Raw genomic sequence first — 14243 nt, 5'->3', positions numbered from 1 at the left:
CAGCCATCAACGCAGAGGCTACAAACCTTGCTCTTTAAAGCTATTCATATCTGCTGCGTGGGCCTTAAACCAGTTGCCTACGGAGTCAAAGACTTTTTTGAAAGTATCCAATGGGTAATTGTAATAGTACACAGGAGAGTCAGCCTCGCTATTGGCGATAATGTAATTAAACTCATCCCCATACCGTTCCATTATGAAAAAGATGCTGTCAGGAAAAGGGTCCGTCAGTTCATCTTCTTCAACAAGTAATCTCTGGCGACCTTTTATCAGGAGTTCAGTCATGTCTTTGACATGCTCATACTGATAATTGAACTCATTATCGTCAAGCGCTTCACAGGAGCGACCACACCGTCTCAGAAATTCTTTATAGGACTGAGGCAAGGTTATGCCGTACTTGTGTTCAATTGCAGCGATTTCAGTGCTTGAGCAACCAATGTTCGCCCCAGAGATAATGCCTTCAGTGAGCATTTCCTGGTATGCGTCTTCAAAAGATGACAATAATTACTCCCCCCACGTGTACTCGCCCTTCCCGTCAAAGGATATGACCAACGCCCCGTAATCAACCTTAAAGCGTTCAATATTAGTGACTTCAACAGATCCATCTTTTTCAGCAAGCTCCGCCAGAACCATCACCTTCTCACGAATTTCGGGCCAGTCAACCGTCGGGTTAAAGTTATTCTCAACCACCTCGTGAATATCAGGTTGAACGATTTTAATAACGTCAGTATCACTAATATTGGCGTCAATTCTATCTGACAGATAAACACCCTCCTTTACGTCAATAAGATAGCCGCTTATCCACCTTCCTTCGTCTTTTTCAACGACTAAGCTACGTAACGTATCAGACACATCAGTTTCAGGATTTTTCTCGCGACCATCAAAGTAGAGATCATAGCTAATCCACTTTGTTTTCAGCGTCATGTGTCTTATGTCAGATAACGTCGCTTTCCCATCACATATCAGAAGGGTTCCGCTGACTTCACAATGATCGACATACTCCCATTCGCCGCCAGTTCTGGGCTCAATGTATTCAGACAGAACGTCATATACCTTAGCTGACTCCAATGTAATGCAGTCATCTACCGCACTCTCCTCCGCACCACACAGCAACATTAACGTTTTGTTCGCGAAGAAAACACCGGATACCGTTAATGTTCGACCAGAATAGTTATCAAAGTTGCTCAACACATTATTAACGTTCATAACGTCTTAATTTCCCCTTCTGCGGCATGAGATCCTCGGCGACAGCCTACTGTCGACGGCTTTGAATGTCAGCACAAGTTATTTGGGGTCTTTGGAAGGCGATTGCTTGCAGGTAACTGGCGGTAAAACTATTTCGGCTCATAAACAGGAAACCGCCCACACACTGCTATGAGCGTGGGCGGCGGGCTTAGATTTATCTGTACAACCGCCCTGATCAATCCATCACGATCAAAGACATGTCGTCCATATCGACGCTCTCCCCTGCGCCGTACCCGATCAGTTGTCCCTGCACGCGCACGCGATACCAGCCCACGGTGGAGGCGTAGTAGGTTCCGTGGGTTTCGTTGCTGGACCAGTTGCCGAGTACGCCATTGCCTTTGCCGGTGCAGAAGGCGTTGTCGCTGTTGGAAGGCGCGATAACGGTCACTACGCCGCTGGGGCTGGTGACTTCGATGTTGATGTTATACCAGGTGAAGTTGTCGTTGGACTGCACCGCACATTCACCATTGAAGAAGATCGCTCTCGTACCGGTCGTGCTCGCATAGAACGACAGGTTAATCGGCAAGTAGTGCGCCGCCCCGTTGGCGGTGATCACATGATTCAGGTAGGAGGCGGAGCCTTCCACGTCTGCGTAACTGGCGGACGATGCAACGGTAATCGCCGCGCCCATGGCGAGAGAAATGAGTGTTGTTTTCATAAAGAACCCCTATATCCATGGAGGTCGATATTATTCGGCGAGCGCGCTGAAAAGTGTCGTCAGCCGTCCCGCCGAGTTCCATCTCACAGAGCCGACGCCGCGCCTGCTAATGTGAATCTATACCTGCGTGGCGGTGGTCTCATTCAGGATGTATTACGAGTGTACGGATGGGCGGTTTGGCGGGCAGTTAAATACTGGGAGGCGATTTTGTGACTTATTATCTGTTTTTGAGAGGAAAGTTTTGCGCGTCATATTACCGCTAATATTGACGCGCACAGAGAGAGTCGTGAAACAGCTTGAGTTAAACCACCGCCGCCAGCACACCGCCAAAAGCGTCTTTCAGCACTTTCATGATGGCGTTCAGCGCTTTTTGGACGGTGATCAGGGTGAGTTGGGTAATGGCGACCAGCACTGATTCACAGGAAGTTCTTTGCATTTTAACCAGTATCTTGCCGGTCTTCGGCGAGTAGCCCTGGTTTTTATCGATCTGATACAGCGCCACGTTTTGCGCCACGTCCGCCAGTTGCACGGACATTTTCTTAAACTCAGCGGGGGCGTATGACTTCACCGCCAGCCAGCCCTCTTTGAAAGAGGCTTCCGCCGCCTGGATGATTTTTTCGTAGATATCGTTCGCATTGATCTCCATGGCTGTCTCCTTTTCTTTCAAGGTTAACTGCTCCGAGGCTTACTTCTTCAGAGGCTTAGTTCTTCTTTGCGTTTTCGACGACGGATACAGCGTTAATCGACTGATTGGCGATAGCCAACGCTGATTTGGAGGTGGCGGGTCTCAGGCAGGAAAGGTTTTTGGGGCCGCACCTATCGCCGTCGCGATGAATTTCTTCAATAAACTGCAACTGGTCTTTCACTAGCGACAACAGCTTTTCATTACAGCCAGCCGCGTTGCCGTCTGCTTCCATGCCGCTTTGGGCGATTTCCGTGGGGATCTTCTCGTGCATCATGGTGGTCACCCGCTTGTAGAGCTTTTTCTCCAGTTTGCAGGCTTTGCCTTCCGATGCGGCGGAGGCGCGGGCGATCATCGCATCCAGCTTGGACTCCAGTGCGTTATAGGCGAACCTGTTCTTCTCATAAGTTCCTTCCGGCGTGCCCGCCAGATCCGCCATGTTCTTCACGTGGGTATTTAATTGTTCGGAAAACTCCATACTGCCCTTATCGATAACCTCGTCATAATCACTGACCAGGGTAAGTCCTGAGCATGCGCTTAAGAACAGCGCCAAAACGAGGGTCGCCAATGCCTTGTTCATTGTTGTCTCCTTTTCGCCGGGTCTTCTTACAGGTTTTGCGTGTCGTCTTATGCCGGTTGCAGTTTGGCCTTGAAGCGTTCACAGACGGCTTCATTCATAAACAGACCGTGCTCGATGATCACGCCGATGGTGATCAGGTAGGCGGACATATTCTCCGCGTCGGTGATGGCCTGCCCCAATGTAACGATCAATGGCGCAATCACCATGACGCTCAGAGGAATCGCCACCAGGAACTGATGCTTCATTACCAGGCTTTGCGGAGAGGGAAAAACCGTTTTCCGGATATAGACGCCCAGAAAATAAGCGGCGAAAGGCACAACTCCCATCAGAAAGATTTGAGAAACAAATGGCGCCAACTCATTCATTGTCGTTCCTCCTTCAAGATGGATTCGCCGCCCTCTTTGCCGATATACACCCAGCCGCTTTGACCATTCGCTGAGCCCGGTTCGGCCTGCTGGACATTGATCCAATACTGAGTCCCCGTCAGGGTGTTGACCTTTTTGATTTCTTTCACGACGACGCTGTCGTCTTCCGCCACGGAGCCTTTTTTGTCTCCGAGAATGTAGAGAAAGGTGCTGGGCGGTGAATCACGAAGATTGGCGGGCGCGGATAATGAATAAGCGCGATTGGCTTCCACTTTGGAGGGCTCCGTCGACCACGCGACGGTTGAGACAATCAGCGCCAATAGCAAGCCTGTATGTCGCATAGTTCCTTCACTCCTTGTCCGATGTTTCAAGCAAGCGGCGAAAGCTCAGGGGGTTCTATGTACAACTTTGTTGTTTATTTTCGTTGTGGCCAGTTTATGACGCATAAAACCGACCTGTCACCCGGGACATTATGGCTAAACTAACGCTTAGATCGGTTTTTTTAGTTGCAGCTTGCGCCTATCGCAAGCAAATGAGGGGAATCTTCGGGGACGCGTTTGGCGGTGGGCTAATTCAACAAACGAGCGGCGCAGGTTAAGCCGCTCTTTGCTTCAATCACATTTCATCCAGTCGATTACCGTTCTGCGACATCAACATCGCTTCGTGCTCTTCCAGCTTCATCAGGTTCTCCAGAAGCTCCTGAGTCGAAGGCGTCGCCGCCTTGGCGTGCAGATAGCGATACAGCTCGATAATGTGCTGATGTTTCTCCATAACGGTTTCAATGATCTGTTGGGAGTTCAGCGACTCATAGTGAATATTCCCATCCGCCAAAGCATGAGTCGGTTGCATCTCAAGGTATTCGTAACACCAGGTATTAAGCGCTTTCAATTCGCCGGTTTGTTCAAAGCCATCGATCACGTCGGAGAGCAGGGTTTCGTGCCGAGCCAGGTAGTCCAGCAGCAAACGGGATCCTTCATTCTCATGGAGCCCTGCGGACTGAGAAAGGGACTTTGAAAGTCGTTGATGGTATTCCTTGGTCCAGTGCAGAACGTTTCTTAATGTCTCGGCATGCATTCAGAGCTCCTATCAGACTATTTCTCTTAAATTACTAATCTAATACTCAATAGAGAAATCTCAATGTCTCCGGTCATAAAAAAACGCTAATTACCAGCTCTGATCACAACGACCGCTTTTCTCACGATAGCCGCTGTTGCACTCCCAGCCGTTGCCGGAATTGTCGATGTGCGAGTGTGGCGGCAGTTTAAGCGGTATACAGGCGTCTCTGTCCGCTTGAAAGCCGCGAGCGCATTCCCAGTCGTCGCCTTTTTCCGTCAGAAAGGCGTTTGCAGGCATGTTGACCGCCACGCATTGATCGCCGACTTCCTTAAAACCGCGCATACAAGACCAGCCCTTTCCATAAAGCTCATAGACAGGATAGCCATTGGCCGGCGTCTTCACCGACAGGCAGGCGTTATCCATTTCCCTGAAGCCGCGCTCACATTTCCAGCCTCTACCATGGGTCTCGTAGGTAGGATAAGCGTTCGCCGGCACTGACACCGCAGCGCATTGATCATCCTGCTTGCGAAAACCGATCTCGCAACGCCAGCCCTGGAAAGCGCTTCTGTCCAGATAGCCATTGGCTGGAACAGTAATCGCCACACAGCTTTCGCTCTCCTTGCGAAACCCTCTGTCGCAATCCCAGGAACGGCCGTAAGCGCTCAGATAGGCATGCGCAGGAACCTCAACGGCGATGCAGGATTTATTCTTCTGACGATAGCCGCGATCGCATTCCCAGTTGTCGCCATACGGGAGAGGATGAGAGTTGGCGGGATGTGGGTCTTTAGCATAGGCGCCGCCAACTAGGCAGAGCAACGACAGAAGGCTGCATGCCGCGCTACGCCAGATCGAAAAGTACTTCATAATTTGCGTCCATTAAGTTTATGGACTCTTAGGAAGCCCTGATCCCTCCAAAATAGCACGCTTTCACTTGGATCGGGCGAATCATTTCAATAGCGGAAGAAATAAGCCGTATAACAAAAACGGCGCGTCACCGAGCAGGGACGCGCCGAAGGGGAGCTGATCAGAGTCAGCGTGCGAACTCGATTGAATTACATCGACTTCAAGCCGTCATCCAAAGTGAAGGTCAGGTTGGTGACGGTGTCGTCGTAGCTGTAGTCATCCACTCGTACGATTTCCATTTCCAGATTGCCGCCCAGGCTGCGTTTGCTGCGAGCCGACTGCTGCGCCATCTGCATTTCGGAGCCATCCAGAGCAATCGGCGCGCTGGCGTCGATATTGAACTGACTGCCGTCGACTGTGGTGAACTTGCCCGTCAGCGGCGCGATGAAACGACGCTTACTGATATTGCCCACCGCCCACTTCACGCTGTCGGCGCCGTACTGATTCAGCATCCAGTTCCAATCCCATTGTCCGTAGTTCTGGATACTGCGATGCGCGTACTGATCCAGAATATCCTCCGCGCCGTTCAGATTGTTGCGACCGCCAAAGGTATAGTTCTCCCAGGGGCGATCTGTGGGGTGGTCGTTTCTGGCGTTGCCGCCCCAGCGCAGGAAGTTCTCCAGCGCCACATTGTACCCCAGCACCATTTCCGACTCATAAGGAATATCGGCTTTCTGTTTGAAGACCGTAAGGGTGATGATGCGCTTGGAATTCGCTGGCATCAGTGCGCGATACTGCGCGGACTGGGTGACGGTTTCACTGTTGCCGTTGGATTCGCTCCATCCCTGATTGGCGGTAAAGCCAGCTGTAATTTCTGTACTTCCTCCGAATATCTTAAGATCAAATTCATATGTATTTTTAATGCTTATTGTTTCAGAGAAAGAATAATCTTCCTGTTTCGACCAACTTTTCGTTTCGTCATATTGTAAAGTGGCGACGGCGGTATCTTCCGTATTGCCACGGTTATATACCACCGCAGTAATGGTCTTTAACGGCTCGCGGTCATAGACCTGGGGATCGCCCAATTTAAGTGAGCCGGGGTTGGTATAAAACTTAAGTCCGGATAACGACATTTTTAAGCGTTTATCCGCCCAGTATCCTCCAGAGTAAGGATCACTGCTATTATAATTAGCCTGTAACGTATATTGTTGATCGCCATTGCGGGTAATACTGAAATCTTCACCCACATTCTGAGAAGCGGTTCCACCGCACCAGCCGTAGCCCAGGTAGTGCGCCAGATAAGTCAGGGGAACATAAAAGTCCGGGTCGCGAACGATAGTATCCTTCAGGGAGGCGATATCCTGGGCAGCGTATACTTTATCTTGATACTTGGGTATATCGTCATTCGCCTGAGCGGTCGAGACGGGCGCTAGCAGAGAAATGATGCTGGCTGCGAGCGCTGAGGGAACAAAAGATTTCGACAGGTAATGCATAATTAGGTCCTTATATTTATTTATCGTCCTTTTACTCATTCAGAGAACGATTAACCAAAATAGTTTTACATATCTATCATTAGGCCTATCCTGCGGATTAGTTGGTTAATACATATGGTTTATTTCAGCAATCATTGCATCCAAACAAATAAACGCAAATTCAGTTAATCAATCAAAAAATAATCAGAAAATTAGCCTTTAGTCTAATGCCTATTGACATTCATAAAACCTAATTAAGTCATATCTAATTTACCATCGGGATAACTATTACAATTCAAATTATTTAACTTATTGAATATTCATAAGAATTAATTAACCGGCGTTCAATAAAACCTGTCTAAATAGACAGATTCTGTTCATCAGACGCCCCCATTAAGCAAACATTAAAATTTATATTATCAATCACACTGAGCGGTTTGCCTCTCTATGAAAAGCATTTCATAACAATATATAACTTGTTTCATTATGTAACCCAATCAATATCCGGTCATTAATTGATCCAGATAATGAAAAGAGAGGAAAGCGGCGATGATGAAATGACTAAATTTCACTTTAGCGGGAAAGAAATTCGGAGATGAGTTCAGGGAGTAAAAGCAGGAAAACGAAGGCAAGGAAAAAAAATGAAGAAAAAGAATAAGGAAAAGGAAAAGGAAAATAGAAAAAAGAAAAAAGAAAGAGGCCGCCTTCGTAGCGGCCGGAAAATCCGTCAGGCCCTCGGCTCCTTGCGCGCCACCATGACCTGAACCGGCGCCAGGGCGAAATGACGACGCCCAGCGGATTGAGGGGCTGAAAAGCCTGCTTCCACCAACAAGTCCCCTATCTCACCCTGCCGAGGGACAAAACAGCCGCGCAGCAGCATAGGCAGGTAGAAAGGCAGCACCACGGCGTTGTGCTCAGGGTCGTTGGCGCGCTCACCGTGAGCGCAGATAAACACGCCTCCTGGCGCCAGAGCGTCTTTCACTCTCTTTAGAAAGGCGACTCGATCATGAATGAAATGTAGGACGGATGAGCACCAAATCAGAGCGTAGCCGTCACCGAACGCGTCTGTCTCCAAGTCGCCTTCCAGCACGTCAATTCTGTCCGCCATCCCTGCAGCGCCGATAGAATCTCTGGCGACCGCCGCCGTCATGGGACCTTCAAACAGGTAAGCCTTCATATCAGGAAAAGCCCGTGCGAGCGTTTGCGTCATAATCCCCGGGCCTCCTCCCAAATCGATGAGACGTCCCTTATCTGGAAGCGCCGGAATTTGCTTAAGCAGTTCCGCCAAGTCCGGCGCGCTGACGCGGGCTTGTTCATGGGCGATCTGCGCTTGCGCCGCTGCGGCCCACCCGGCGTCAGTGGCGTGGGAAGCATTTTCCAGCGTCTCGTCTACGCTCATCAAGTCACGCGTCATCGCATCGGCGGCGGTTTGCAACATGTCAAAACGAAAACGCCAGGCAGAGGCGAGACTGTCTTTATCCGGTGCAAAGTACTGATGCGCCACCTTCGTCGGGCTGTACTCGAAGTGGCCTCCAAGCGCCCCGCCGCAACGATGCAGCAATCCCATGCTCCACAGCATTTCCAACAATAGCGCCAGTTTTTCCGGGCGTACGGACGTTTTCCGAGCCAGTTCAGGCGCCGTAGCGGGTTGCTGCAGCAATCGGAACAAATCCATTTCGATAGCCAGTTTCAGCGACTGTCCCTGTACCGGCGTCGCCGCAATATTCCAGTACGCCTGCATGGGATGGGGAGGATTGAAAGTCATGATTCTCATGTCTCCTGATAGCTGGTAGATAGTTCGTAGAGGTAGACATACCCTACCAGCCAATGATAATTATTATCATTTAAATGCCTGTGCTATTAGGAGCAATGACTGTGATAAAGGGTGAGGCCCATCCAGGCCCTGACTGGCGCGATCGTGTCGGTCCCAACCTGAAGGCGCGCATCGTCTGCCTGGACGAGGGCTTTAGTCTGATTCATCTGCGACAACGCTTCCCTGCCCCTTATGCAGAACCGCAGCGACGGGAAGGCGGCGCCCGGCTGTATGTCATCACCTTTGGCCTTAGCGGCGAGTCCGCCTATCACAGTCGCTGTGGATCGGTATCGGCGCCATTCAAGTCAGGCTGCGTTACTTTTGCTTCTTATCAGGATGTCCAAGGGCGTCGTCAGTTCAATGCGACGGCAAACCTGGAGCAAGTCAGACTCGCCTTCACCGCGGATCGTCTGACGCAGTATCTGGGAGCGCCGCGAATGCAGCGCATCGCTCATTCGCTGTGCAGAAATACCGACACCTCTCTCCTGCTGCATCGTCGAATAAGCGAGGCGGAGTATACCGGCCTGCAGGCCTTACGCGCGCCTCATGCCGATCCACTCAGCCAGCGCATTCAGGCGCTGACGCTGTTAGCCGAAACACTGCATCAGACAGCGCCGATCGATGATGCATGCGACATGCAGGCCGACGATATCCGCAAACTGGAGCGCGCATTGGACCTCATGCAAAGCGCAATGGAACAGCCGTTGTCTATCGCCTTTCTGAGCGCACAGGTGGGAATGAGCGAGTATCGGTTTAAGACCGGCTTTCGACGCTACTTCGGCGTCTCACCGGGGAGGAAGTTTCTGGAGCTGAAAATGCAACGCGCTAAAGCCCTGTTGCAAGCCGGCAAGCAAGTTGCCTGGACCGCCTATACAGTGGGCTATCGACACCCGGAAAACTTCAGCGCCGCCTTTCGCAAGTATTTCGGTTATTCGCCGAAACAAAAATAAGCCAGAGGCGTTTTCTAGAGAGCCTAGCAGTCCCCGCCACCGCCTCCGTCGCCTCCGCATCCTCCATCGCCGCCATAGAAGCCGCCTCCGCCATCACCGGAGTAGCGGCCGTCGGAATAACCCGAGGTGGATAAGGCGATTTTTACCGCAGTGGTGATCAAAAACAACGTGGCCAGGATGGGACAAATAACGCTTGCGAACACTGACTGAGACGTCAGCTCTGTGAAATAGAAAGACAGAAATAATCCGCCTATGTTTACAACCCATGAAATCATATCGCCTCCACATAACTATCAGTTGGTCGCGAATCTAACTTGAGAATATATCGGCTTCCGGGTAACCAAGCGGTAAACAATGAGACGTCAAGGCTGCGACGGCGCATCTTTATCTGCTGAACCCATCACTTCACTGCCCCTGCTGTTTCACCAACATCGCCAAGGTACGCTGGGCGATGAGCTCAACATCCATAGGCGATTCAGGGTCCAAAGCCAGCTCTCCCAAGATGGTGATCGCCGTTTGACCGTCGCCGGAGTTATACAAGGTCACGGCTTTATTCAGCAGGAGAAAGCCTCGTGTTTCCTTATCCGGGTTGGCGGCCAGGCCTTTATCAATCAGCGCGAGTTTCTTTTCCCCGTCGTCATATAGACCCGCGAGTTTTTGCAGGGCCGGTGCGTAATCGGGAAAGCGATTGAGGATGTTCGTGAAGATCTCCGTCTGTTGCTCTGGGCTCTTTCCCCATTCATGGCTGAGGTAATACAAATACAATCCCGCCGGATAGGCGCCTTCTTTTTCGAGTTGCAGATAATGATAAGCGGTTTGCGCAGTGAAGAATCCTCGTGGGGACAGCTGGTTTACTGTCTTGTACTGAGCTAAGGCCTGTTCTGGGTCGCCCGCCAGCAGGTAGGTATACGCCAGATCGTAATAGGGATACGGCCAATCCGGCGCCAGCTTGATGGCATGGGTGAAGGCGTCAATCGCCTTGTCGTTCTCCCCTTGCTGACCAAACTCTCTACCCTGATTGTGCAAGGCGACGGCGGCCTCCGGTATACCTTGACCGCTCTGAACCTCCCACGCCACCTTACCCTCTGAGTTCTCCAACTCCTGCAAGGTCAGCACTCTGCCGTCCGCTGATTTGTAGACAATATCCGCCGCCATCGCTGTTCCCCACAAAGTCATAAGAATAAACAAGATGCATTGCTTCAAACGACTACTCTCCTTCCCCCGCCCCCAACGCACTCCCCGCCAGGGCGATATTCAGCGCGATGGTCTTGGCTTCGGCGTAGTTCATGACTTTACCGCCGGGTTGTGGGGTGGCTTTTTCGTATTCGTCCTTGCTGCAGTAAAGCGCCAAGGCGAAAAGCATGAATTTGTCGGGCAGGTTTAAGGCGGCCAAAGCCTGCTTTACCTCAGAGCCGCTGTAGTATTTTTTCTTATCATGCCGCTTTCTCAGTTCGGGGCCCAATACGCCAATATATTTACGGATGGCGTCTTTTCTTTTTACTTTATCTTCGATATCCATTGATTACCTTGTTTGCTTGTCTACTACGCTTATACCGTCACTAAGATTAAATGTCTTGGGGAAAAAGAAAAGATTTATGCTCGTCATTTCAGCATGGATTCGTTACTCGCAGATTTCGTAATGCCTTTCAACGTTGTGAGTCACTTTTCCCCAATGGGAGTTTTTAGCTCTGATTTGGTGCGCATTAAAGGCGGCTCTATCCACGAATTCTTCATAGACATCGAACCGGTTTGGGTCGCCATCATTTTTCGTTACTTGAAATGTCAGACAGCCTTCCTCTTCAACCGTCAGTTGCGTATGAGTGGGTAACGCCTGCTCTACGGCGCTTAAATCTTCATGGGGGACAATGATATATCCCTTGAGAATCACCTTGGACATTTGCTCTCCGCAGCAGGTTGGATCAGGCGTCCTCACCATACAAAAGTTAAGGATGGTTTCCCATCCTTAACGATCAACACGAATGTGTATTAGCTTACGCTTACATATGTAAACACCTTTCACGCGCCTTGCGCTGATCCCTTCAATGAGGAATCGGTATCTTATAGCAGGTATACGCGATGCAGATGATGTAATAGTGGCTTTGACTGACGCCAATTTCATCAGCAGTCGTGGTGGCGCTGACTGCATTCGTCGCAGCGGTGGACTGGGCGTTGACCGGGGCCACGATACTGAACATGGCGATCAGGGACATGAAGGCGATGAGTTTCTTCAACATGACGCAGACTCCTTCTGAGTGTGTTGAGAGGGTGAACGCCGCAAGCCGGTCGATTAACCTCCGGGACGCAACCCCTGCCCCGTTATCGCCAGACTGGCGGCCAGCGCCTGCTTATCGCGTCGCCAAACAGGCTGGCATCCACGCTTTTTCAGCAGGCGTCAATTGACCCTAGCAGTGGCCGCCAGCGCCGCAAAGGCACTAATACGCTGGCGCAGAGTGGGATTATTCCTTGCTCCGTTTGTGTGAAACCACTACTGGTGGGACCTTCATGCCGCCGTTGACGCAATCTCGCTTGCCGCCTTGGCGTTATTCACCTTTCTCGCCAGCAAGCCCAGTTCATGAGCGGTAGTGATGTAATAGGCGCATACGGTGAAGGCAGGAACCAGCAGCAGACCAATCCCGGTGAAGGCCAGAACGGAATCCGCCAGAAAGATGCCCAATGACAGCAGCACCCAGTAAATATAGAACTTCAGAAAATAGTGAGCATGCCGGACGAACAGCAGAAAATTCACCGGCGCGTTAAGCAAGGTTTTCCAGTCTCCGCTCAGAGCGTAACGGATCATGCCGGATTGAAACACCAGAAAGGAAATAACGCCCCAGGTGAGATAAACCAGTATGGTCAACAGCCAGTCCGACGGCTGCGATTTGGCCCAGGCGCCGAATCCGTCGGTAACGATGTCGTAAATATCCGCCGCGAAACCTAAGGAACCTCTGAAAAACTACCTGCGGCCGCCATTGCAGCGTCAAAAGTCGGCTCAAAATGCTCATTTATTCACGATAAACTGCGCTTTTTCGCCGACTTTTTCCTTGCACTTACGGCCTCACCAACGTTTTTCAGAGGCTCCCTAAAGGACCGCCGATCCCTAAAATTGAGCACAGCACGCCGGGAATGAACATGTGTCCCATCATGACCACCCACAGCAAAGCGCCGGTTTTCAGCATGGGAATGGGGCGAAACGGAGGAAGTTCATGGGAGCCCTGCGCAATGCGTTTCACCATTTCGAAGCGCCAGCCTTTCAGCAGAATGACACTGATCAGGCCCAGCACGGGAATGGCGGCGATCAGCGGCAACGGCCAGAGTTTGCTGACCCAGTCCCGGTCTTCAAATGGATAAATCAGGCTTTGTTTTATTCCTTCTATGAACGGCATCGTCGCCCCTTCTCTGCTCATCAATGACTATGGAAATGATCGGAATCCCGGTTCCGACGGCGTGAAATGGCCATTGACTTGGGAAGGCGACAACGAAGAACTGTCGCGCCCCCAGGATGGCCAACGGGAAGCGACAGAAATGTAACACATTGTAAACGCACGACTAAAGCAAAAAGACGGCGAGCAGGCGCCCGTCCGTCTTCGTTAAGGTTTAAGCGGTTCTGCTCTTGTACAGCTCGTATATTTCGTTAGCTTTGTTGAGGCGCTCCTGATCCGCCGACGACCCTACCGCCGCCCGTTCAAAGTCCTGTCTGAACACCACCATGGCGTCAGCCACCGAGTCCGTTTGCTTCAGTTTGCCGATCACCGCACTTTCTGAAGTGGAAGACAACTCGTGCTTCAGAAAGCCGTAGTTGGCGGCGGCGCTGCCAGGATCCATGCCGTTATTCTCCGCGAAGGAGATAAGCCCATCCTTGCGGGATTCGCCCCACTGCGCCCAGCCATACCCCGTGCTGTCCTGCACCCGGTCATTGGTGGGCGTTCCGAACGCCCGAGGATCGGAAGCGCCCTGGCTGAACTGGGAGTATTGGTTGATGTGCGGGTTCATGCCGTCGCTTTCCATATACAGGTTGCCGACCACACCCGCCGCCTGCTCCGGAGTGAGGCCGAAGTCCTTGATAAGGTTATCCATGACCTGCATCGCCACATCCTTGCCTTCTGACTCAGACAGTCGCCCTTTCGGCATGGCTTTGCTCAGGGTGGAATCAAAGCTGACCGGCGTATCCTGCAGATCAACATCAGCGATTTTATTGGACTTATGCACGCCCAGGTTCAGCGCCGGCGGATCGCTGACGCCACAGACGCCGTCAATGCCGCCGGTTTTATCTTGCTTGGACGGGTTAGTATCCTGGGAGCCGTCCATCTTCAGGATCATCCGCAGTTGCTGCATGATCATATCCAGCAAATCCTGCATTGCTCCCAGGTTGCCGCCGTTGCTTTTCAGCTGGTCGTACTGACGGTTGAACTCATCGCGATAAATTTCCGCCAGCGCGGACACCTGCGAATCGGGACTGCGTTGGCTCACGTCATCCAGGTAGGAATTAAACTCTTTTATATCCATCGCCTTTCCTCTTTGACTGATTTTGATTAGCGGTTGCAAAAAGCGGGATGGGCGACAATTCCGACCGACGGAAATCAAT

The 14243-nt window shown here is 51.3% G+C and carries 22 protein-coding genes; 3 read left to right on the top strand and 19 right to left on the bottom strand.

Going from position 1 to position 14243, the window contains the following annotated elements:
- Window positions 1–18 precede the first annotated feature (18 nt).
- The 10 genes from O5O45_RS09670 to O5O45_RS09625 form a co-directional block, all read right to left on the bottom strand.
- Window positions 19–498: an SMI1/KNR4 family protein gene (locus tag O5O45_RS09670; protein WP_305905007.1), complete on the bottom strand. Its 480-nt coding sequence runs from the start codon at window positions 496–498 to the stop codon at window positions 19–21.
- Between the two features lie 3 nt (window positions 499–501).
- Window positions 502–1203: a hypothetical protein gene (locus O5O45_RS09665; RefSeq protein WP_305905006.1), complete on the bottom strand. Its 702-nt coding sequence runs from the start codon at window positions 1201–1203 to the stop codon at window positions 502–504.
- A 214-nt stretch (window positions 1204–1417) separates the two neighbouring features.
- Window positions 1418–1900, bottom strand: coding sequence for a hypothetical protein (locus O5O45_RS09660; protein ID WP_305905005.1), 483 nt, complete (start codon window positions 1898–1900; stop codon window positions 1418–1420).
- A gap of 301 nt (window positions 1901–2201) precedes the next feature.
- Entirely contained in the window at window positions 2202–2546 is a 345-nt protein-coding gene (locus tag O5O45_RS09655; protein ID WP_305905004.1) for a hypothetical protein, read from the bottom strand.
- A 55-nt stretch (window positions 2547–2601) separates the two neighbouring features.
- Entirely contained in the window at window positions 2602–3162 is a 561-nt protein-coding gene (locus O5O45_RS09650; RefSeq protein WP_305905003.1) for a hypothetical protein, read from the bottom strand.
- Window positions 3163–3209: 47 nt separating this feature from the next.
- Window positions 3210–3527 carry a hypothetical protein gene (locus O5O45_RS09645; protein ID WP_305905002.1) on the bottom strand — a complete coding sequence of 106 codons (318 nt, stop codon included), beginning with the start codon at window positions 3525–3527 and terminating at the stop codon, window positions 3210–3212.
- A complete protein-coding gene (locus tag O5O45_RS09640; protein ID WP_305905001.1) occupies window positions 3524–3868 on the bottom strand; it encodes a hypothetical protein in 345 nt (114 codons plus the stop codon). The genes O5O45_RS09645 and O5O45_RS09640 overlap by 4 nt, the downstream gene beginning before the upstream one ends.
- 274 nt (window positions 3869–4142) lie before the next feature.
- The gene (locus O5O45_RS09635) at window positions 4143–4601 is read right to left on the bottom strand and encodes an ATPase (protein ID WP_305905000.1); all 459 of its coding nucleotides are present in this window, start codon (window positions 4599–4601) and stop codon (window positions 4143–4145) included.
- Between the two features lie 90 nt (window positions 4602–4691).
- Complete coding sequence (locus O5O45_RS09630; RefSeq protein WP_305904999.1) at window positions 4692–5447, bottom strand: hypothetical protein; 756 nt, start codon at window positions 5445–5447, stop codon at window positions 4692–4694.
- Window positions 5448–5635: 188 nt separating this feature from the next.
- A complete protein-coding gene (locus tag O5O45_RS09625; protein ID WP_305904998.1) occupies window positions 5636–6919 on the bottom strand; it encodes an aerolysin family beta-barrel pore-forming toxin in 1284 nt (427 codons plus the stop codon).
- Window positions 6920–7539: 620 nt separating this feature from the next.
- Between O5O45_RS09625 and O5O45_RS09620 the strand changes: the two genes are divergently transcribed.
- Entirely contained in the window at window positions 7540–7662 is a 123-nt protein-coding gene (locus tag O5O45_RS09620) for a hypothetical protein (protein ID WP_305904997.1), read from the top strand.
- Here the strand turns inward: O5O45_RS09620 and O5O45_RS09615 are convergent.
- Window positions 7626–8663, bottom strand: coding sequence for a methyltransferase (locus O5O45_RS09615; protein ID WP_305904996.1), 1038 nt, complete (start codon window positions 8661–8663; stop codon window positions 7626–7628). The genes O5O45_RS09620 and O5O45_RS09615 overlap by 37 nt on opposite strands.
- Window positions 8664–8773: 110 nt before the next feature.
- On the opposite strand from O5O45_RS09615, the gene O5O45_RS09610 reads away from it, so the two are divergent.
- The gene (locus O5O45_RS09610) at window positions 8774–9661 is read left to right on the top strand and encodes a helix-turn-helix transcriptional regulator (protein WP_305904995.1); all 888 of its coding nucleotides are present in this window, start codon (window positions 8774–8776) and stop codon (window positions 9659–9661) included.
- A 23-nt stretch (window positions 9662–9684) separates the two neighbouring features.
- On the opposite strand, the gene O5O45_RS09605 is transcribed toward O5O45_RS09610, so the two are convergent.
- From O5O45_RS09605 to O5O45_RS09575, 7 genes are all read right to left on the bottom strand, one after another.
- A complete protein-coding gene (locus O5O45_RS09605) occupies window positions 9685–9936 on the bottom strand; it encodes a hypothetical protein (RefSeq protein WP_305904994.1) in 252 nt (83 codons plus the stop codon).
- 130 nt (window positions 9937–10066) lie between these two features.
- On the bottom strand, window positions 10067–10864 hold the full coding sequence (locus tag O5O45_RS09600) for a tetratricopeptide repeat protein (RefSeq protein ID WP_305904993.1): 798 nt from the start codon (window positions 10862–10864) through the stop codon (window positions 10067–10069).
- A 4-nt stretch (window positions 10865–10868) separates the two neighbouring features.
- Window positions 10869–11180 (bottom strand): DUF6559 family protein, encoded by a 312-nt coding sequence (locus tag O5O45_RS09595; protein WP_305904992.1) that lies wholly within the window; start codon window positions 11178–11180, stop codon window positions 10869–10871.
- 102 nt (window positions 11181–11282) lie between these two features.
- Window positions 11283–11558 (bottom strand): putative quinol monooxygenase, encoded by a 276-nt coding sequence (locus tag O5O45_RS09590; protein ID WP_305904991.1) that lies wholly within the window; start codon window positions 11556–11558, stop codon window positions 11283–11285.
- A gap of 142 nt (window positions 11559–11700) precedes the next feature.
- Window positions 11701–11895 carry a hypothetical protein gene (locus O5O45_RS09585; protein ID WP_305904990.1) on the bottom strand — a complete coding sequence of 65 codons (195 nt, stop codon included), beginning with the start codon at window positions 11893–11895 and terminating at the stop codon, window positions 11701–11703.
- A gap of 266 nt (window positions 11896–12161) precedes the next feature.
- On the bottom strand, window positions 12162–12518 hold the full coding sequence (locus O5O45_RS09580; protein WP_305904989.1) for a hypothetical protein: 357 nt from the start codon (window positions 12516–12518) through the stop codon (window positions 12162–12164).
- A 211-nt stretch (window positions 12519–12729) separates the two neighbouring features.
- Entirely contained in the window at window positions 12730–13044 is a 315-nt protein-coding gene (locus O5O45_RS09575) for a DUF4013 domain-containing protein (protein ID WP_305904988.1), read from the bottom strand.
- On the opposite strand from O5O45_RS09575, the gene O5O45_RS09570 reads away from it, so the two are divergent.
- Entirely contained in the window at window positions 13034–13189 is a 156-nt protein-coding gene (locus O5O45_RS09570) for a hypothetical protein (protein WP_305904987.1), read from the top strand. The genes O5O45_RS09575 and O5O45_RS09570 overlap by 11 nt on opposite strands.
- Before the next feature lie 66 nt (window positions 13190–13255).
- On the opposite strand, the gene O5O45_RS09565 is transcribed toward O5O45_RS09570, so the two are convergent.
- Complete coding sequence (locus O5O45_RS09565) at window positions 13256–14164, bottom strand: phage tail tip lysozyme (protein WP_305904986.1); 909 nt, start codon at window positions 14162–14164, stop codon at window positions 13256–13258.
- Window positions 14165–14243: the final 79 nt, after the last annotated feature.

It is taken from the genome of Hahella sp. HNIBRBA332 (assembly GCF_030719035.1).
Classification (GTDB): Bacteria; Pseudomonadota; Gammaproteobacteria; order Pseudomonadales; family Oleiphilaceae; genus Hahella.
This window is presented reverse-complemented; position numbering and strand designations above follow the sequence as displayed.